Origin of the sequence: Lentzea sp. NPDC042327, assembly GCF_040647275.1 — a bacterium.
Taxonomy (GTDB): Bacteria; Actinomycetota; Actinomycetes; order Mycobacteriales; family Pseudonocardiaceae; genus Lentzea.
Window position 1 is genome coordinate 1 of sequence record NZ_JBEZBX010000039.1, and the last position, 17,200, is coordinate 17,200.

Genomic DNA, 17,200 nt, shown 5'->3' on the forward strand with positions numbered 1-17,200 from the left:
GACGAGCACGGGGCCGCGCAGACCCACGCGGCAGCGCAGTTCGTGGCGCGCCGACGGGGACAGCACGACCGTTGTGCGGCGGTCGCCGGCCCACCGCGCCAGGCGCACCGGCACCGGCAGCCGCTTGCGCCCACCGCGGTGCGACCCCGGCTCCAGCCGCACGACGGGGATGCGCCCGCGCCCGGCCAGCCACGCCGTGGCCACCGCGCCGTCGGTCGCGTCCACCACCGCGTCGAAGCGGTGTGCGTGCCGCAGTACCCACACCACCAGCGAGGCCGGCCGCGCGAAGCGCCGGACCGCCACCCCCGTGACGGCCTCGTGGGCGGGCGTGCCGGTCACCGCCAGCGTGACCCGCGTTCCGCCGGCGGCCCAGCGCCGCACGACCTCGCGCACGTACCGCTCGCCCTCCGCCGCCGGGTCGTAGCCGGACACCACGAGCACCTGTCGCCGGGTGCTCATAGCGCCGCCTTCGCCCGGTACAGGCGCACCAGGTCCGCGAACGCCGCACGGCCGTCGTGCAGGGGGCGGAAGGTGGACCGCTGGTCGTCGGTCCAGGCCACGGGCACCTCGGCGATGCGCCCCCCGGCCAGCCGGATGCGCCGCAGCAGCTCCACGTCGAACGCGAACCCGTCGACCTGGCACCCCGCCAGCGCCCGCTGCACGGCCACCCGTTCGAAGAGCTTGAACCCGCACTGGGTGTCGTGCACCTCGGGCACCAAGCGGCGGGCCAGGGCGCGGAACACCGCGCCGCCGACCCTGCGGCTCAACGGCTGCGGGATCACCAGCTCGGCACCGGGAGCGTGCCTCGACCCGATCGCCGCCGCCGCGCCCGCTTCCAGCTCCGCCACCGCGCGGGTCAGCGTCCGCACCGGGGTGGACAGGTCCGCGTCGAGGAAACCGACGAACCGGGACGTGCTGCTCTCCAGGCCGCGGCGCACGGCCGCGCCCTTGCCGGGGCGGGCACAGCCGATGACCACCACGTCGGGATGACCGGCGACGGCGGTGGCGGTGCCGTCGGTGCTGCCGTTGTCCACCACCACGACCCGCGACCGCCACGGCCGGTCCGCCAGGAACTCGGTCAGCACGGCGAGCGTAGCGGGCAAACGGCCTGCCTCGTTGAACGCGGGCACCACCAGCTCCAGGTCCACTGTGGAGCGCAGCCGGGGGTCGTGGGCGGCGCGCTGCCGGGGCAGGACCACCGGGGGCGCTGTCATGACCGGTCCCCTTGAGCGGCCGCGTCGGCGACCAGCGAGCCGCGCGCGGTCGTGTGCCGGGAGGCGAACAGCTTCGGGTGGTTGGCCCGGATGCCGTCGACCACCACGTCGTACGGGAAGTCGTCGAACTCGCCGTGCTCGCGCAGGAACTCCATGTGCCGGCGGCCGTTCTCGTCGTACGGGTGGTACATGCTGTCGGTGCGGCCGTCGAACTCCAGCGGCTTGATCCGGTAGAGCTTGCACAGCATCTTGTTGAACACCGGGGTGGCGCGCACCCACCTGCCGTCGAGGAAGACGGTGGCGAGGCTGTGGTAGGTGAAGACGTTGCCGCCCATCAGCTCTTCCAGCTGCGGTGACGCGAGGTGGTTGCGCACGTCGCCGTAGTAGAGGCGGCTCGGGATGCCCACGGACCGCACGGCAGCGGCGTACACGATGGACTTGTGGACGCAGAAACCCGTGCCGCGCTGGATGATCGCGCTCGCCTTGAGGCCGTCACGGGTCAGGTCGGCGCCGTAGACCTCGTAGTGGATGCCGTCGCGCACCGCGTAGTAGAGGGCGCAGGCCCGTTCGACGTCGGTCATGCCCTCGCCACCGCCGGGCAGCACCCCGTGCACGAAGTCGCGGACGACGTCGCTGTCGTGGTCGAGGAACTCGGTGACGGCCAGGTTCGGGTGGAGCAGGCCGGTGTTGGCCGCTTGCACAGACATCTTCGGTCACTCTCCTCATAAACCCATCATGGAAGCGATGCGCTGCCGCTGGATGTCCGAGGTTCCGGAGTAGATCGTCCCGGCGACGGCGTTGCGCAGGTCCTTCTCCAGCCCGTACTCCGCGGTGTAGCCGTACCCTCCGAAGAGCTGCACCGCGGACAGGGCCGTGCTGACGTTGGCCTCGCTGGCCTGGAGCTTGGCGATGGCCAGGTCCGCGGTGACGTTCTTGCCGTTCTGGAGCTTCACCGCGGTGTCGTAGAGCCACTTGCGCGCGGTCTCCACCGCGATGCGCATCTCCACGACCCGGTTCGACACCGACTGGAACGACCCGATCTTCTGTCCGAACTGGACCCGCGTGCGGGCGTAGTCCACACAGCGCTCCAGCCGGTGCTGCATCTCGCCGACGTTGATGATGAAGGAGCACAGGATCTCCCACTTCATCACGTGGTCGAGGATGAGGAACCCCGCACCGGGCGAGCCGACGACGTTCGCCGCAGGCACCCGGCAGTCGTCGAAGTACAGCTCGCTCAGGGGCGAGGTGCGCAGCCCCATCTTGGCCACCGGTTTGCCCACGGTCAGACCGGGTGTGTCGCGGTCGACGAGGAACGCGGTGATGGCGGCGGGGCTGCCGCGCTTGCCGGTGCGGGCGTAGACGACGACCACGTCGGCCAGCGGCCCGTTGCTGATGAACGTCTTGCTGCCGTTGAGGACGTAGTGGTCGCCGTCGCGCACCGCGGAGGTGCGCATGGCCATGACGTCCGACCCGCCCTCGGGTTCGGTGATGGCGTGCGCGCCGATGACCGAGCCGTCGCACACCCCGGTGAGGTAGCGGTCCTTCAGCTCCGCTGAGCCGAAGCGCTGCAGCGGCACGCCGGTGCTGACCATGTGCGTGGACACCGAGAAGCTGAACCCGCCGTCGCGGCAGGTGTGGCCGAGGCCCTCCAGCACGTACATGGTGGTCAGCAGGTCCTGGCCGAGACCGCCCCACCGCTCGCCGAACGGCAGGCCGAGCAGCCCCGTCTCGCACAGCACCTTCCAGGCGCCCTCGGCGAACTCGCCGCCGGCGTCGCGCTCGACGTGGCCCTCGCCGAGCACCGGGCCGAGCTCCTCGACCGCCGCGCGCAACGAGCGCTGGTCCTCGTTCCACTCGATCATCACGTCACACCCCTTCCGCGACCGCTGTCCGCCGCGTGCGCAGCGCGGTGCGGTCGACCTTGCCGGTGGAGGTGCGGGGCAGCGCCTCGTCGCCGATCTCGAACGCGCCGGGGATGGCGGTCCTGGGCAGCGCGGCGGCGCAGTGCGCCCGCAGGTGCAGTCCGTTGAGCCGCGAGCCCGGCGCGCGGCGGACCACCGCGCGCAGCACGGTCCCGGCCTCCTCGTCGGGGAGCGGGACCACGGCGGCCTCGACCACCTCGGGGTGGGCGAGCACGACGTTCTCGACCTCCTGGACGTTGGTGCGCACGCCGCGCACCTTCACCTGGTGGTCGGTGCGGCCGGTGAGGTGCACGAGCCCGGTCCCGTCGCGGCGGACCAGGTCGCCGGTGCGGAACCAGCCGTCGTGCCACCGGTCGCGGGTGAGCTCGGGGTCGAGGTAGCCCTCGGCGCGGAACGGGGTGCGCACCACCAGCTCGCCGCTGTCGGCGTCGCGGTCCTCGTCGTCGACGATGCGGAACTCGACACCGTCGATCGGGGTGCCGATCGGCGTCGGCGTGCGGGTCGGGTCGATGCGGTGCACGAAGCTGTCGTTGGTCTCGGTGCAGCCGTAGACGTTCCACAGCCGGGCCTGCGGGAAGGCGGCCGCGACGCCGGTGAGCAGTGCGGGCGGAGCGGCGTCCCCGGTGAGCAGGACCTCCCGCACGGCCGGGAGGACCCGCCCGGTCGCGGTGACCAGCCGGAAGAACAGCGGCACCGCCTGCACCACCGCGGGCGCCCACTCGGCGCACAGATCGGCCAGGTGGTCGCCGTCGGTTGCTCGTTCGGGGTCGACCAGGTCCGTGCGGGCGCCGACGGCCAGTGCCGCCCACAGGTCCAGCAGGCACAGGTCGAAGTTGAGCGGCGCGTAGTTGAGCACCCCGACGCCGGGGCCGATGCCGAACGTGCGGGCGGACCAGGCGAGGAACTCGTCCACGCCCCGTTCGGCGAGCACGACGACCTTGGGCGTGCCGGTGGAGCCGGAGGTGGTCAGCAGCAGACCGGGTCCGGGCAGCACGGCGGCGTCGGCGCCGGTCGTCCGCACGCCCTGCGGGGTGAGCACGTGCGAGCAGCCGACCTGCTCGCACAGCCGCAGCAGGGCGTCGTGGCCCAGCGTCGCGGAGGGCAGCAGCACCCGCCTGTTCTCGCGGAAGCACGCGATGAGCAGGGCGATGGTCTCCGGCGACTTGTGCGCGGGCACGCACACCGGCGCGTCGGCCGGGACGTCGTGCAGCAGCGACGCGGACTCCCGCGCCAGCCGGTCCAGGGAGGCGTAGTCCACCGCGGCCCCGGCCCAGGACAACGCCGGGGCGTGCGGTCGTGCGTCCACCTGCGCGGCGAACGCGGTCACGAACGATGTGGTGGGCATGGTGGTTCCCCAGTCGAGGTCGGGCCGGCTCAGCGGCCGGCGGTCAGCAGTCCGCCACCGGGCACCCGCGCGTCCAGGCCGGTGAGGTCGAGCAGTCGCCACAGGCACGCCTGGTTGGAGGTCACGACCGGCACTCCGAGCCGGCGCTCCAGCTCCTCGACGGCCTCCCAGGAGCGGAAGCCGCTGCCGGGCAGCAGCAGCCCGTCGGCGTGCGCGGGGAAGGCCGCCGCGGCCTGGCGGCACACCTCGGCGGGGTGCACGTCCCAGCGCCCGCCGCGGTCGAAGAGCCGGTGGCGCTCGACGCCGTCCCACCGCTCGCCCAGCCGGAAGGGCACCAGCGCGGCGGGTTCGAACCCGGCGGCCGTCAGGTAGGACTCCGCGGCGGCGAACGTCGGCGCGGTGAACCACGGCGGCGCGAGCACCATGGGACGGCGCACGCCGAGCGTGGTCAGCGCGGCGCGGATGGCCTGCCCGGCGGTGTAGACCGGGGTGCCGCCGGTCAGCTCGGCGGCCGCGGCGGTGAACCCGGTGTCGAACTCCAGGCCGCCGAAGAAGCTGGCCGACCCGAAGCACAGGCAGATCGCCGAGACGCCCAGCTCGCCGAGCTGCACCAGGCCGCGCCGCACGTCCGGGCTGGACACCACGCGTTCCCAGGACTCGCTGGTGTACTCGGCGCCGGTGCTGGTCGGGCTCTCGAAGCGGGCCGTGTGGACGGTGACGCCCGGCGGCGCCATGGCCCACAGCTCCGCCTCGACCACCGGGTCGTTGTGCACGACCAGCACCCCCAGCCGCGCGGTCCAGGCCTGCGCCCTCACGACCGGCTCCCCTCACGCCGGACCGGCCCGAACCAGGCCAGCAGCGCGCCTGCCGCAGCCGCCACGGCGGTGGTCACGAACGCCGCGGCGAACGCGCCGGCGTCGGGCTCACGACCGAGCACCAGCACCAGCACGGCTACGCCGAGGGCGCCCGCCATGTACTGCGAGGTCGTCATCAGCGCGCTTCCGGTGCCCTGGTTGCGGTCCTCGACGTCGGCCGTGCCGGCGATGAACATCGACACGTAGGTCACGCCGTGGGCGAAGCCGGTGATCAGCAGACCCGGCAACAGGTGCACGACGTAGCTGTCGCCGTGCGCCTGGAACGCGAGCAGCAGCAGGCCGGCCGCGTCCGCGACGAACGCCAGCGCGAGCGTGGCCCGCACCCCGATCGCGGCCACGATGCGCGCCGCCACGGAGTTCGCCACCGCGATCGCCACCGCCATCGGCAGGAACGCCAGCCCCGCGGCCAGCGGGTCGTAGCCGCGCAGCTGCTGCACCAGCAGCGTCACCACGAAGAACTGGTTGCCGACGCTGGCCATGTAGAGCGCCGTGGTGCCGCAGCCGACCAGCAGCGAACGGGTGCGCCGCAGCACGGGGTCGACCAGCGGGCGTTCGCTGCGCCGCTCCTGGACCACGAACCAGGCGAGGAGCACCGCGGCCGCGCCGAACGCCGCCAGGGCACCGGGGTCCGTCCAGCTGCCGCCCGCCGTCAGCGTCAGCGCCAGCGCCGCGGACAGCACGGCACCGGTGCACAGCACGGCGCTGGGCACGTTGAGACCGCCGCGGTCAGCGGTGGTGATCTCGTTGCGGGGCAGGAGCTTCGGCGCGGCGAACGCGCAGATCGCCGCCAGTGGCAGGTTGATCAGGAACACCCACCGCCAGGACACCGTGGTCAGCAGGCCACCGATGACCACGCCCGCGGCCAGCCCGGACGCGCCGACCGTTCCCCACACGCCCAGGGCGCGGTTGCGGGCGGGTCCGGCGGGGAAGGAGGTGTTGATCAGGGCGATGACCGCGGGCTGGAGCACCGCGGCCGCGACGCCCTGGGCGGCGCGGGCCACCAGGAGCAGCGGTGCGCTCGGCGCGAGGCCGCCCAGCAGCGAGGCCACGCCGAACAGCAGGGTGCCTGCGATGAACAGGCGGCGCGGGCCGAACCGGTCCGACACCCGGCCGCCGACGACGAGGAACCCGGCGAAGAACACCGCGTAGCCGCTGACCACCCACTGCAGGGAGCTCTCGGTCAGCGCCAGGTCCGCGCCGACGCTGGGCAGTGCGATGTAGACGATGGAGTAGTCGAGTGCGATGAGGAACTGCGCCACGGCGAGGATCGCGAGTGCCGCGTTCGCGGTGCGCCCGCGTGCCGTGGCGTCTTCCGTACTGGTCATGGTGATCACCTCGAAGGGGTGCTGATCGGGAGGAGGACGGTGCCGAGCCCGAGCGCGTCGGCGTGCACGGCACTCGCCCCCGCGGCCAGCAGCTCGTCGGCGGTGGCGACGCCGGTGGCCACGCCCAGGGCGGTCATGCCCGCGGCACGGGCCATGGCCATGTCGTCGACCGCGTCACCGACGACGACGCAGTCGGCCGGGATGACGCCGAGCCGGTCGGCCGCCAGCAGGGCCAGGTCGGGGTGCGGTTTGCCGCGGTCGGCCATGCCGTGGCAGACGAGGACGTCGAAGTGGACCAGCAGACCGGTGGCCGCCAGCAGCTCCACCGCGCTGCGGTGCACCTTGCTGGTGACCGCGGCGACGGGACGGCCGTCCGCGCGCAGGCCGTCGAGCAGCTCGGGCACGCCGGGCAGGACCAGCTCGCGCGCCGACGGGATGACCACCTCGGTGAACAGCTCACGGGCCCGGTCTGCGGCGCGCTCGGCACCGGGGTGTTCGGGCGGGAGGCCGAGCAGCAGCGCCAGGGAGGCGACCAGCGGGCGGCCGACGGTGGCGCGCAGCCGCGCCTCGTCCGCAGAGCCGCCGTTCTCGGCCACCACCTGGCGCAGCACCGCCGTCATCCCGGCCGGCGTGTCGACCAGCGTGCCGTCGACGTCGAACAGAACGGCGGTGCTCACGCCTGCTCCTCCGGGCGGCTGCGCTTGAGCGCCGAGGCGAACCCGGCGGCCAAGGCGCTGGTGGACAGCAGGACCGACCGGTTGGCCTCGCCGGTGCGGCCGCTGGTGGCCTTGCCGACCGCGCTGAGGATGGCCGGCGTCACGTCCTTGCCCTGCACGCCCGCCGCCTCGGTCTCGGCCTGCTTCTCCCGCACCAGCGCGTAGACCTCGTCCGCGGGCAGGGCGTCCTCGGCGTGGATCGGGTGGGTGACGAGGAAGCCACCGGTGTTGCCCACCGCCCAGTGCAGGCGCACCGCGGCCGCCAGCTCGTCGAGGTCGTCCACGCGGCGCGGGTTGCGCTCGCCGCTGGAGACGCTGTAGTAGGCCGGGAAGTCGTCGCAGCGGTAGCCCACCACCGGAACGCCCTGGGTTTCCAGGTACTCCAGGGTGAGCGCCGGGTCCAGCAGCGACTTGGCACCCGCGCAGACCACGGCCACCCGGTGCCGGGTGAACTCCACCAGGTCCGCTGAGATGTCGAAGCTGCGCTGCGCTCCGAAGTGGACACCGCCGATGCCGGCGACCGCGAACACCTCGATGCCGGCCCTGGCGGCGGCGACCAGGGCCGCGGAGACCGTCGTGCCGCCGTGCCCACCGCCGGCCAGCACGGGACCGAGGTCGCGGGCCCCGACCTTCGGCACGGTCGGCGTGGTGGCGAACAGCTCCACCTGCTCGTCGGACATGCCCACCACGAGCCGGCCGGACACGATGCCGGTGCGGGCGGGCACAGCGCCTTCGGCGCGGATGGCCTTGTCCATGTCGAGCGCGGTCTGGAGGTTCAGCGGGTGCGGCAGGCCCTGCACCACACCGGAAGACTCCAGCGCCACCACCGGCCGGCCCTCGGCCAGCGCGTCGGCGACCTCCTCGGACACCGAGAAGAACTCGTCGCGTGCGGACACCGTGAACTCCTTCGCGTCGTGTCTTGGGGTCGGCCGGTGGCGTGGAAGCGGGAGCGCTCCCACGCCACCGGTCGCCGGTCAGTACTGGGAGAACTCGTCCGTGTCGAAGTTGTGCCGCTCGTCTCCGCGCAGCGGCGGGTTGAAGACGCTGATCAGCTCCAGGTCCTGTTCGGGGGAGGCGATCAGGAAGTGCCGGTCGTGCCGGTCCAGCGCGTACATCACGCCCGGCTCGATCTCGTGCGTCGTGCCGTCCTCGTCGATCACCTGTCCGCGCCCCGCGATGCAGTAGCACGCCTCCAGGTGGTTGCGGTACTCCAGCGGGGACTTCGACCCCGCCTTCACGACGGTGTGAGCGATCGTGAAGCCCATGTTGTCCTTCTGGACCAAGAGCCGGTAGCTGAGCCCGTTCCCCCAGTCGATGCCGTCGATGCCGGCCTTGTCGCGCACGATCATGTGCGTGAGCCCTCCCTCTCCTCGGTCTTTCAGACGTAGGTGTGTGCGTCCGCGATGAAGGCCGTGATGGCCTCCACCGAGCTGAACTGGGCCGGGGAGACGTCGCGCTCCTCGACCGGGATCTCGTAGCGCTCGCCCACCCAGGCGATGAGGCGGAGCAGGCCCAGGCTGTCCACCACCCCGTTGTCCAGCAGGTCGTAGTCGGACGGGAGCTGGTCGGGTGTGACGTCCTGGGCGAAGGTGGTCACGATGAACCGCTTGACCTCGTTCTCGATCGACACTCGTGGTCCTCCTCCTGGGTTTGTCCGTGCTGCCGTTGTTCGGTCAGCAGGTCGACGAGCAGCACGTGGTCCGCACCGGTGCGGCCGGCGCGCTCGCCGGTGACGACCTGCCGCAGGTCCGCCTCGACGGGACGGCCCTGCGGGCACGCCGCGCTCAGCAGCGCCAGGTCGTCGACGAACCGGCCGTCCACCGCGCCGGTCAGCGCCGCGGGCAGCTCGCCGCCGCTGGCGTTGACCAGCAACGCCCCGCGGGGCAGGTGCGTGGGCCACGTGTCGAGGCCGGCGCCGGAGGTGACGACCACGAGGTTCGCCCCGAACACCGCCTCAGCCGCCGTGGCGGCCACGTGCAACCCGATGCCGGTCCGGTGGAGCCCGTCCACCAGGTCGCGGTCCAGCGGCGCGCCGTCGAGCACGCGGACCGCGACGTGGGTCAGGTCCGGCACGGAACGGGTCAGCGACTCCAGCTGAGCCCGCACCGCCTGGCCCGTGCCCACCACCGACGCGGTGACCACGCCGGGTGCGAGCAGGTACCGGGCGGCCAGCGCGGTGAGCACCGCGGTGTGGTGCTCCTGCGCTACCGCCGACCGCAGCGCACCCGTCACGGCCGCACCGGTCATGAGCCGCTCGACCACGGCGTCCACGAGATCGGGCGCCAGGTGTCGCCTGGAGCCCACCTGGGAACAGTTCACGTGCGCTGCCCTCCGTGGTCGCCGCAGCAGGTACGGGAACAACGGTGCGGGGCGGCGCTGTCGATGCGCTTTCCGCCCGCTATCGGTTGCGGGCCAGGTGCTGTGAGCGCGGGGAAGGCGCGTCGAAGGCGGGAGCGGGTCTGCTGGTCGCACCGAGCCAGAACGGCACGGACGGAAGGAGAATCCGGTGCTGAAGTCCCTGCTCACCGCGGTCGTGGTCGGTGTGTCCGTCATCGCGGGCCCTGCGGCGGCCGTCCTCGCGGACTCGACGGCCACGGCGGCCGTGCAGTGCCCGCCGGACACCCACTGGAGTGACAAGCTGCAGATGTGCGTGGACGACACGCACTGGTGAGCGGATCGACCGACGCAACGGCCCGGCCGGCAGCACCCGCCGCCGGGCCGTCACGCGGAAAGCCCGCTCACCCCACGACGGACCCGCACGCCAGCCGCTCGCGCAACCGCGCCACGAGCTCGACCGCCTCGGCGGACTCGATGCCGTACAGGAGCACGAGGGCCTGCTCGACCCGCTCCCGCGACTCCGCGCCGTCGAAGTGCTCCGCCAGCAACGCGAGCGCCTTGGCCTGCCACAGCGCCGATCCGAGCTCGTCGAAGAGCCGCAGGGCCTCCTCCAGGTGCGCCGCGCCCCCGTCCACGTCGCCACGGGCGAGCGCGATCTCGCCGAGCGAGTACCGGGACCTGGCTTCGATCAACCGCTCCCCCACCCGCCGGGCCAGCTGCAGCGCGTTCACCAGCGTCGTGTCGGCGTTGTCCAGCCGCCCCTCGCGCTGCCGGAGCAGTCCCAGGCCGTGCACGGCGTAGACCTCGCCGATCCGGTCACCGTTGTCGCGCACGATGCGCAGCACGCGGTGCAACGCGTCCCTGGCGGCGTCGAGCTGACCGGTGGCCAGGTGGAGCTCGGCGAACCTGTGCTCCACCTGCGCCTCGACCCGCAGGCAGCCGGTCTCCCTGGTGATCGTCAGCGCCTGGTCCAGCAGGCGGGCCGCGCTCTCGGTGTCCCCCTCGTCGACCCGGTGCTTGGCGATGCTGCGCAGGACGTGCGCCTCGCCGATCCGGTCGCCCACCGCCCGCAGCACCGCCAGCGCTTCGAGGTACTTGGCCATCATCGCGGCGGTGTCGCCGCGGAGTCCGTGGACGTGCGCGTAGTTCCGCAGCACCAGCGCCCTGCCGTGCTCGTTCCCCACCGCGTCGAACAGCTCCAGCGCGACCGTGAAGCACCTCTCCGCGTCGTCGAGCCGGGCCTGGAACACGTGGAGCGTTCCGAGGGAGTACTGCGTCGCGGCCATCCCGAGCCGGTTGCCCGCCTGCCGAGCCGCCTCGTGGGCGAGCCCGGAGCACTCCAGCCAGTCGTCGAAGTACCCCTTGGCCTCGAACAGCGTGACGGAGGTCAGGGCGAGGTCCCAGCACAGCTCGTCCAACCCGGCCTCTGCGGCCTGCCGGACCGCCGCCACCAGGGCCCTGCGCTCCGCCTCCCACCAGTGCGCGGGTTCGCCGAGGTGGTCGTCGAGCTCGGCGGCGCCGGGGTGCCACCGGCGCGCGGTGCCGTGCAGGACGGTGTAGTCGCCGCCGTACTCGCGCCGGTGCGCCTCCTCGGCCAGCGCCAGCCAGCCGCCCAGCACCCGCCCGAGCGCGTCGGTCCGCTCCTCCTCCGTGGTGTCCTGCTGCAACCGTTCGGCGGCGTAGACCCGGATCAGGTCGTGCAGCCGGTAGCGCGGTGACGCCTCCCCGTACTGGACGATGTCCACCAGCTGGGCGTCGACCAGGCTCTCCAGCACCTCCTCGGCCTCCGCCGCGGTGGTGTCCAGCAGTGCGGCGGCCGTCCACCCCGGGAAGTCGGGCGCCGTGACCAGCGAGCACAGCCGGAACAGCCGCCGGGCCTGCTCGCCCAGCACCCGGTGGGTGATCTCGAACGTCGACCGCAGCTCCAACCCGTGGTGGGCGAACTCGTCCAGCCGCCGCGCCTCGTCGTGCAGCCGCCGGACCAGCCCGCTCAACCGCCAGTGCGGCCGGGACACCAGCCGCGCGCCCGCGATGCGCAGGGCGAGCGGCAGTCCGCCGCACAACCGGACCAGCTCCACCGCGGCGTCCGGCTCGGCCCCGGCCCGCGCCGGGCCGATGATCCGGTTCAGCAGTTCCAGCGACTTCGCCACGCCGAACACGCCGACGTCGAGCTGCCGGACCCCCGGCAGCCCGCTCAGGCGGACCCGGCTCGTCACGATCACCGCACACGACGGGCTGCCCGGCAGCAGCGGCCGCACCTGCGACTCGTCGGACACACCGTCCAGCACGAGCAGCACCCGCTTGCCGGACAGCTTGCTGCGGTACAGCTCGGTCCGTTCCTCCACGTCCTCCGGCACCGCCGAGCCGGCCACGCCCAGCGCCCGCAGGAACCGCGCGAGCAGCTTGGCCGTGTGGTCGTTGTCGCCGGCCGCCCCCATGTCGGCGTACAGCTGGCCGTCCGGGTAGCGGCTGCTCAGCTGGTGGGCCGCGCGGGCCGCGAGCGTGGACTTCCCGACGCCCCCCTTGCCGGAGATGGCGATGATCGGCATGCTCCAGCGCTTGTCCTCGTCCACGTCCAGCAACCGCATGATCTCGTCCAGCTGCTCCTCGCGGCCGGTGAAGTCCGCGATGCTGGCCGGCAGCTGCCGCGGCACCACGCCCAGGGCCGGCCGGTCACCGGCGGCGGGCGCGGGCGGGGCCGGCGGACCGAGCGGCAGCGGTGACTCCGGCACACCGAGTGCCGCGTCCCCGCGCAGGATCGCCTGCTCCAGGTCCCGCAGCTCCTGACCGGGTTCCAGCCCCACCTCCTCGATGAGGAGCGCGCGGGCGCGCCGTCCCACCTCCAGCGCCTCGGCCTGGCGCCCGGTCCGGTACAACGCGAGCATCAGCAGCCCGTACAGCCCCTCCCGCAGCGGGTGCCCGTCCACCAGCGCCCGCAGCTCGACGACCACCTCGCGGTGCCGCCCGAGCCCCAGGTCGAGCCGGATGCGGGCCTCGATCGCGGCCAGCCGCTGCTCCTCCAGCACGGTGGCGCTGCGCTGCACCAGGTCACTGGGCAGGTCCGCCAGCGCGGGCCCCCGCCACAACCCCAGTGCCTCGCGCAACGTCGCCGCCGCGTCCACGGGTTTCCCGCTCTCGGCCAGCTCCCGCGACGCCGCCACGAGCTCACCGAACCGGAGGCTGTCCACCTCCCCGGCACCGAGCCGCAGCACGTACCCCGGTGGGCGGGTCACGATCACGTCCGACCGGCCGGCGTCGGCGAACAGCTTGCGCAGCAACGAGATGGAGATCTGGACCTGTCCCCGCGCCGTCGACGGCGGAGCCGTGCCCCACACGGCGTCGATCAGCTGCTCGACCGGCACCACCCGGTTGGCGTTGAGGCCGAGGACCGCCAGCACGACCCGCTGCCGCGGGCCCCCCAGCTCCACCGACCGGCCGTCCAGGACCAACTCGACCGGCCCGAGCAGCCCAAGCCCCATGTCAAGCTCCCGTTCCCCCGTCACGGTGGCTCGATCGCCACGGCACGCCGACGTGCACGACGCCGCACGCCGCGGGCGACGTTGGATCTTCGCCGAGGCTACCCCAGGCGTGGGAGCGTTTTCTTCACAAAAATAGTGGTCCCGTGGAATACACCCGAACAGCCCAAAGGGCGAGTTTCTTCAGCATTGGGCCGAATTGCTCGGGAACCGAGCGATGAGCGTTCTGCGCACTCCGCAACCGCATAGCCCGTCTGGAGCAGTCGCGCAATACCGAACCCCATCCCCTGAAACCGCCTGCGGCATCAGACATCTCAATGGCCGGGCACGTTCCCCATCACAGTGCGCATGGGAGCACGTCTCGCCCTCGACCTCGCCGGTGCAGGTGAGAGACCTCCACCTCCCACAGAGACCGCGCGGGTGTCGGCAACGGGCTCGCGGGCAACTTCGACGACCTCGAAGCCTTTGTGGCGATGACCGCGACCGGCTCGTGCTTGAGCTGCACGCCCCCATGGCCGTGCGCATTGATGCCGCCGCAGCGCTCACCGTCCAGAGCCTGCCGCCAGGCCGTGAACCGAATTTCAGAATCGCCACGCCTCCCCTGCCAAACCCCGGAGACGGCCAGGGCCACCCTTGATTGGAATGGCCGCAATACAACCACATGAGGTGAAGAACCTCCAGTTCACCCATTCGGTTCGCCGAACGTTGACGCAGGTGGAACGCCTGGATGATAGGTTCACGCCAGATCGGCGACGGATTTCCGCACCCGCAATAGCCTGATCTTCGATCACCGTGGATCACCACCAAGATATGCCACTCGCGTTCCCATCTGCGAAAGCGATCGAACATGTCTCGCAGTCCCGAATGGCAGGCGCACCGCACGCTGCCGAGCAACCTCATGACCGCCCGGCCGAGGATGACCGTCCACGTCCAGGCCGTGTTGCGACTGCTGCTGTCCGACCCGGCCGCGGAGCACTTCGGGCTGGAGATCGCCAAGTCGGCCGGCATGATGCCCGGCACCGCTTATCCGATCCTGGCTCGCCTGGTGCGGCTGGGCTGGCTCGAGACCCGCTGGGAGAACGTCGATCCCCGCGCGGCGGGCCGACCCAGGCGCCGGTTCTACCGGCTCACCGAGACCGGTGTGATCGCCGCGCGGCCGGCGCTGGCCAAGGCGGGGTCTTCGCGGCCGCTCGGCTGAAGCGGCCACCACTCGTCGACCCTCCACGCTCCACCGCTCACGGCGCAGCCGACGTGCACCGAACGGCAGGCGGCCGAACGAGTGACGTCCTCACCCCGGCGGGATGACGCCGTTGCGTCCGCACTGAAATCCTGTTGATCAACTCAGCCGAAGGAGTGGCTCCGCGTCCGGCCGAATGGCGGACATCGAACCGCACACCCCGGCGACGCCGTACAACCACACAGAGGACGTAGAGCGAGCGGTGAGCACGTTGCGCAGGAGCAAGAGCACGGTGGGACGAAGATGACCGAACGCGCGGAGTCGCCCGAACGTCCTCCCCACCCGTTGGCCGTCGGCGACCTCCCGATCGCCTGCGGCTACCTGCGGAGGGGAGAAGGCAAGCGGGTCTCCGTGCCGCAGCTGCAAGAACGGATCATGACGCACGCCAGGGAGCTCGGCTTCGCGCTCTACCACCCGATCTTCGTCGACCTGCGCCCCGGAAGCCCGCTGGAACGCAACGCGTTCAGGGTCCTGCTCGACGTCGTGTGGGAGCTGCACATCACCACCGTGATCACGCCGAGCACCTGGCACCTCTCCCAGGACGAGGCCGAGGCCGACGAGGTGCACCGGCGGCTGACCTCCTACGGCTGCCGGGTGATCTTCATGCGTTAGCCGTCCAGCTCCCGGGCCATGCCCGTCATGAGCGCGGCGCGCAGGCGCCGGCTCAGGTCGAGCGCGTGGGACCGGAGCCGGTCGAGCTCCTCGAACCTGAGCGAGTGCGGAGGCTGTTCGTGCCGCGGCCACACCCGGCGGTGCATCCGAAGCACGTCACGGTTCAGCAGGTACACCCGTTCCCTGGTGTCGAGCAGTTCGGCAGCGAGCTCACGAGCGGCCCTGAAGTGCTTGCTCTCCGTCGCGAGCAGCCGCTGCGCCATCACCAGGGCGGGCACGTTGTGCGCGGCACGGCGGTTCTGCAGGCGTGAGATCCCCACGGCGTGGAGGAGGTCGAAGGTCGTGCTGCGCCTCCCGTCGGGCGCCAGCACCATGACCAGGTGCTGCGCCAACCGCAGCTCGTTGCCCCTGAAGCGACTGGCGCGGAGGTACCGGAAGCGCGTCCAGCTCAGCTCGACCCAGTTCTTCGGCGCCGTGAGGAACAGGTCGGTGAGGAACGTCTTGCGACGCTGCCCGCTCAGCTCGTTGAGCTGCGCCTGCATCTGTTCGAGCCACACGGGCACGTAGTGCTCCGGCATGCCGATCGCGACGAAGGTCAGCACCCAGTGACGCGTCTCGGCGTGGAGGTCGCGCACGTAGAGCCATGACCACAGGGCCAGCGCGGCGCCGCCCCACATCACCATGGCGCCCAACCCCACGACCAGCGAGGTCAGGAGCGAGAGTTCGAGAACCTGGCTCAGGGTGGTCCCGAGTGGAAGCGCTGCGAGAAGCGCCAGCCAGAAGCAGCGCTCGCCCGGCTCTTTCAAGCACTCCTCCGTTTGTCGGGAGTGCGGCGCACCCTCCAGCTCACCCCGGTATTCTCACCGAGATCATCCCGTGATGCTCTCGTTATCAGGCGACACCACTCCATCAGGGCTTCCCCTCACAGCGCCGCACCGCCGGCGGCAGGCCTCCCGACTCCTCGTCGCCTTTGGCCAGGCGTGCCAGCTCGGTCACGCGGGCGAAGGGCTCGTGCCTCTTGGAGAACACGGCCAAGAACACCCCGCTGACCGTGACCAGCGCGATGAACAGGAGCCCGGCCACTAACCAGGACATCCAGGAGGCGAGGAAGACGCTCGCGAGAGAGCCTCCGCCACCCAGTACTGCAGCCACAGGGGTGACGCGCCTGCGGCGGCCGGCCCGCTGGACAGGCGTGCGCCGAGGACGGTGCTGCGGGGACATTGAACGAAGTACCTCACGTGAAAGCCGACCGGGGAGAACGGATCAGGGCATGCGCAGGGCGCCCGCCGCAGCAAGGCGCTCACAATTGTCAGGGGTGTGCGGTAAGCCTTGAGCGGGACAACGCGCGGGACGAACGGGGGCACGCGGGCATGGACCTGTCGGCCAGGTCGGCGATGGCGGTGCGGACTCGCCGCAGCTGCGCCATGGGCAGAACCTACACCCCTATAATGATCTCTATATAGGGTCAGCGCCTCAACCACCCGATCGTGTACTGGTCGGCGTGACCACTCAACGACGCGCTGGGAATGGACGTCTACGTCTGATGGCCCGATCGCGCCGTCCGAGTGCACGTAAGGGTGTTTCCACGCACATGGCCCTGCGGCGGCTCCACAACTCGATATAGGGTGCCTCGTTGTGGGAGCACTGCGGATGACCGTCCAGACGCAGGCCGTTTTGCACGCTCTTCTGGCTGATCCGACCGCCGAGCTGTACGGCCTGGAGATCGCCGACCGCACCCACCTGATGCCCGGCACGACCTACCCGATCCTGGTTCGCCTGCTCACGGCAGGCTGGATCACCGATCGCTGGGAGGACGTCGACCCGCACGAGGAAGAACGGCCGCGGCGGCGCTACTTCAAGCTCACCGAGGACGGCGCCGAGAAAGCCCGTGAAGCGCTCCGCACCGCGGCCACGAAGGGTTTCGCGCAGTCCTTCCAGCAGGGACGCCTCGCGAACGGCCTGAGCTAGGGCCTGTGTCGAAGTCCGTGTTCGCGACAGCCGGGCCTGAGGCGGCCCCCAGGGGCACGGGTGGACAGCCCACATACAACACCGGTATGCGGGCTGTTCGCCCGCACCGCCAGGAACCACCTCAGGCGCGACTCTCATCGAACGGGACCTCGACACAGGCCCTAGGCCGCCCC

18 protein-coding genes and 1 pseudogene are annotated in these 17,200 nt (G+C 71.8%); 4 read left to right on the plus strand and 15 right to left on the minus strand.

Annotation, left to right across the window (positions count from 1 at the left end; translation table 11 throughout):
- The 12 genes and pseudogenes from AB0A63_RS40390 to AB0A63_RS40445 all read right to left on the minus strand — a co-directional run.
- A pseudogene (locus AB0A63_RS40390) lies at window positions 1-459 on the minus strand (hypothetical protein); the annotation flags it as partial.
- On the minus strand, window positions 456-1,214 hold the full coding sequence (locus AB0A63_RS40395) for a glycosyltransferase (protein WP_360402099.1): 759 nt from the start codon (window positions 1,212-1,214) through the stop codon (window positions 456-458). The pseudogene AB0A63_RS40390 and the gene AB0A63_RS40395, both read right to left, overlap by 4 nt.
- The gene (locus AB0A63_RS40400; RefSeq protein WP_360402102.1) at window positions 1,211-1,921 is read right to left on the minus strand and encodes a transglutaminase-like domain-containing protein; all 711 of its coding nucleotides are present in this window, start codon (window positions 1,919-1,921) and stop codon (window positions 1,211-1,213) included. Before AB0A63_RS40400 ends, AB0A63_RS40395 begins: the two co-directional genes overlap by 4 nt.
- Window positions 1,922-1,936: 15 nt before the next feature.
- Window positions 1,937-3,076 carry an acyl-CoA dehydrogenase family protein gene (locus AB0A63_RS40405; RefSeq protein ID WP_360402105.1) on the minus strand — a complete coding sequence of 380 codons (1,140 nt, stop codon included), beginning with the start codon at window positions 3,074-3,076 and terminating at the stop codon, window positions 1,937-1,939.
- Window positions 3,077-3,080: 4 nt separating this feature from the next.
- Window positions 3,081-4,481: an AMP-binding protein gene (locus AB0A63_RS40410; RefSeq protein ID WP_360402108.1), complete on the minus strand. Its 1,401-nt coding sequence runs from the start codon at window positions 4,479-4,481 to the stop codon at window positions 3,081-3,083.
- Between the two features lie 29 nt (window positions 4,482-4,510).
- Window positions 4,511-5,296 (minus strand): hypothetical protein, encoded by a 786-nt coding sequence (locus AB0A63_RS40415; RefSeq protein WP_360402111.1) that lies wholly within the window; start codon window positions 5,294-5,296, stop codon window positions 4,511-4,513.
- Entirely contained in the window at window positions 5,293-6,681 is a 1,389-nt protein-coding gene (locus AB0A63_RS40420) for an MFS transporter (protein ID WP_360402114.1), read from the minus strand. The genes AB0A63_RS40415 and AB0A63_RS40420 overlap by 4 nt, the downstream gene beginning before the upstream one ends.
- Before the next feature lie 5 nt (window positions 6,682-6,686).
- A complete protein-coding gene (locus AB0A63_RS40425) occupies window positions 6,687-7,358 on the minus strand; it encodes an HAD family hydrolase (RefSeq protein ID WP_360402117.1) in 672 nt (223 codons plus the stop codon).
- On the minus strand, window positions 7,355-8,293 hold the full coding sequence (locus AB0A63_RS40430) for a pseudouridine-5'-phosphate glycosidase (RefSeq protein WP_360402120.1): 939 nt from the start codon (window positions 8,291-8,293) through the stop codon (window positions 7,355-7,357). Before AB0A63_RS40430 ends, AB0A63_RS40425 begins: the two co-directional genes overlap by 4 nt.
- Window positions 8,294-8,371: 78 nt before the next feature.
- Complete coding sequence (locus AB0A63_RS40435) at window positions 8,372-8,746, minus strand: ectoine synthase (RefSeq protein ID WP_360402123.1); 375 nt, start codon at window positions 8,744-8,746, stop codon at window positions 8,372-8,374.
- 29 nt (window positions 8,747-8,775) lie between these two features.
- Entirely contained in the window at window positions 8,776-9,027 is a 252-nt protein-coding gene (locus AB0A63_RS40440) for a phosphopantetheine-binding protein (RefSeq protein ID WP_360402126.1), read from the minus strand.
- A complete protein-coding gene (locus AB0A63_RS40445) occupies window positions 8,991-9,701 on the minus strand; it encodes a hypothetical protein (protein WP_360402129.1) in 711 nt (236 codons plus the stop codon). The genes AB0A63_RS40440 and AB0A63_RS40445 overlap by 37 nt, the downstream gene beginning before the upstream one ends.
- 202 nt (window positions 9,702-9,903) lie before the next feature.
- On the opposite strand from AB0A63_RS40445, the gene AB0A63_RS40450 reads away from it, so the two are divergent.
- Window positions 9,904-10,068: a hypothetical protein gene (locus AB0A63_RS40450; protein WP_360402132.1), complete on the plus strand. Its 165-nt coding sequence runs from the start codon at window positions 9,904-9,906 to the stop codon at window positions 10,066-10,068.
- A gap of 67 nt (window positions 10,069-10,135) precedes the next feature.
- On the opposite strand, the gene AB0A63_RS40455 is transcribed toward AB0A63_RS40450, so the two are convergent.
- Complete coding sequence (locus AB0A63_RS40455; protein WP_360402135.1) at window positions 10,136-13,213, minus strand: BTAD domain-containing putative transcriptional regulator; 3,078 nt, start codon at window positions 13,211-13,213, stop codon at window positions 10,136-10,138.
- An 844-nt stretch (window positions 13,214-14,057) separates the two neighbouring features.
- Between AB0A63_RS40455 and AB0A63_RS40460 the strand changes: the two genes are divergently transcribed.
- Both AB0A63_RS40460 and AB0A63_RS40465 read left to right on the plus strand, forming a co-directional pair.
- Entirely contained in the window at window positions 14,058-14,408 is a 351-nt protein-coding gene (locus AB0A63_RS40460; protein WP_360402138.1) for a helix-turn-helix transcriptional regulator, read from the plus strand.
- 282 nt (window positions 14,409-14,690) lie between these two features.
- On the plus strand, window positions 14,691-15,059 hold the full coding sequence (locus tag AB0A63_RS40465; RefSeq protein ID WP_360402141.1) for a hypothetical protein: 369 nt from the start codon (window positions 14,691-14,693) through the stop codon (window positions 15,057-15,059).
- Here the strand turns inward: AB0A63_RS40465 and AB0A63_RS40470 are convergent.
- Together AB0A63_RS40470 and AB0A63_RS40475 are read right to left on the minus strand one after the other, a co-directional pair.
- Window positions 15,056-15,865 carry a hypothetical protein gene (locus tag AB0A63_RS40470; protein ID WP_360402144.1) on the minus strand — a complete coding sequence of 270 codons (810 nt, stop codon included), beginning with the start codon at window positions 15,863-15,865 and terminating at the stop codon, window positions 15,056-15,058. The two genes, AB0A63_RS40465 and AB0A63_RS40470, sit on opposite strands and share 4 nt — an antisense overlap.
- 103 nt (window positions 15,866-15,968) lie before the next feature.
- Window positions 15,969-16,154 (minus strand): hypothetical protein, encoded by a 186-nt coding sequence (locus AB0A63_RS40475; protein ID WP_360402147.1) that lies wholly within the window; start codon window positions 16,152-16,154, stop codon window positions 15,969-15,971.
- Window positions 16,155-16,709: 555 nt separating this feature from the next.
- On the opposite strand from AB0A63_RS40475, the gene AB0A63_RS40480 reads away from it, so the two are divergent.
- Window positions 16,710-17,027 carry a PadR family transcriptional regulator gene (locus AB0A63_RS40480; RefSeq protein WP_360402150.1) on the plus strand — a complete coding sequence of 106 codons (318 nt, stop codon included), beginning with the start codon at window positions 16,710-16,712 and terminating at the stop codon, window positions 17,025-17,027.
- Window positions 17,028-17,200: the final 173 nt, after the last annotated feature.

What these genes read in the sequence shown, in the direction of transcription:
- AB0A63_RS40395 (WP_360402099.1), bottom strand. Translation starts at nt 1,214, where the DNA reads ATGACAGCGCCCCCGGTGGTCCTGCCCCGGCAGCGCGCCGCCCACGAC.
- AB0A63_RS40400 (WP_360402102.1), bottom strand. Translation starts at nt 1,921, where the DNA reads ATGTCTGTGCAAGCGGCCAACACCGGCCTGCTCCACCCGAACCTGGCC.
- AB0A63_RS40405 (WP_360402105.1), bottom strand. Translation starts at nt 3,076, where the DNA reads ATGATCGAGTGGAACGAGGACCAGCGCTCGTTGCGCGCGGCGGTCGAG.
- AB0A63_RS40410 (WP_360402108.1), bottom strand. Translation starts at nt 4,481, where the DNA reads ATGCCCACCACATCGTTCGTGACCGCGTTCGCCGCGCAGGTGGACGCA.
- AB0A63_RS40420 (WP_360402114.1), bottom strand. Translation starts at nt 6,681, where the DNA reads ATGACCAGTACGGAAGACGCCACGGCACGCGGGCGCACCGCGAACGCG.
- AB0A63_RS40435 (WP_360402123.1), bottom strand. Translation starts at nt 8,746, where the DNA reads ATGATCGTGCGCGACAAGGCCGGCATCGACGGCATCGACTGGGGGAAC.
- AB0A63_RS40455 (WP_360402135.1), bottom strand. Translation starts at nt 13,213, where the DNA reads ATGGGGCTTGGGCTGCTCGGGCCGGTCGAGTTGGTCCTGGACGGCCGG.
- AB0A63_RS40460 (WP_360402138.1), top strand. Translation starts at nt 14,058, where the DNA reads ATGTCTCGCAGTCCCGAATGGCAGGCGCACCGCACGCTGCCGAGCAAC.
- AB0A63_RS40465 (WP_360402141.1), top strand. Translation starts at nt 14,691, where the DNA reads ATGACCGAACGCGCGGAGTCGCCCGAACGTCCTCCCCACCCGTTGGCC.
- AB0A63_RS40475 (WP_360402147.1), bottom strand. Translation starts at nt 16,154, where the DNA reads ATGTCCTGGTTAGTGGCCGGGCTCCTGTTCATCGCGCTGGTCACGGTC.
- AB0A63_RS40480 (WP_360402150.1), top strand. Translation starts at nt 16,710, where the DNA reads ATGACCGTCCAGACGCAGGCCGTTTTGCACGCTCTTCTGGCTGATCCG.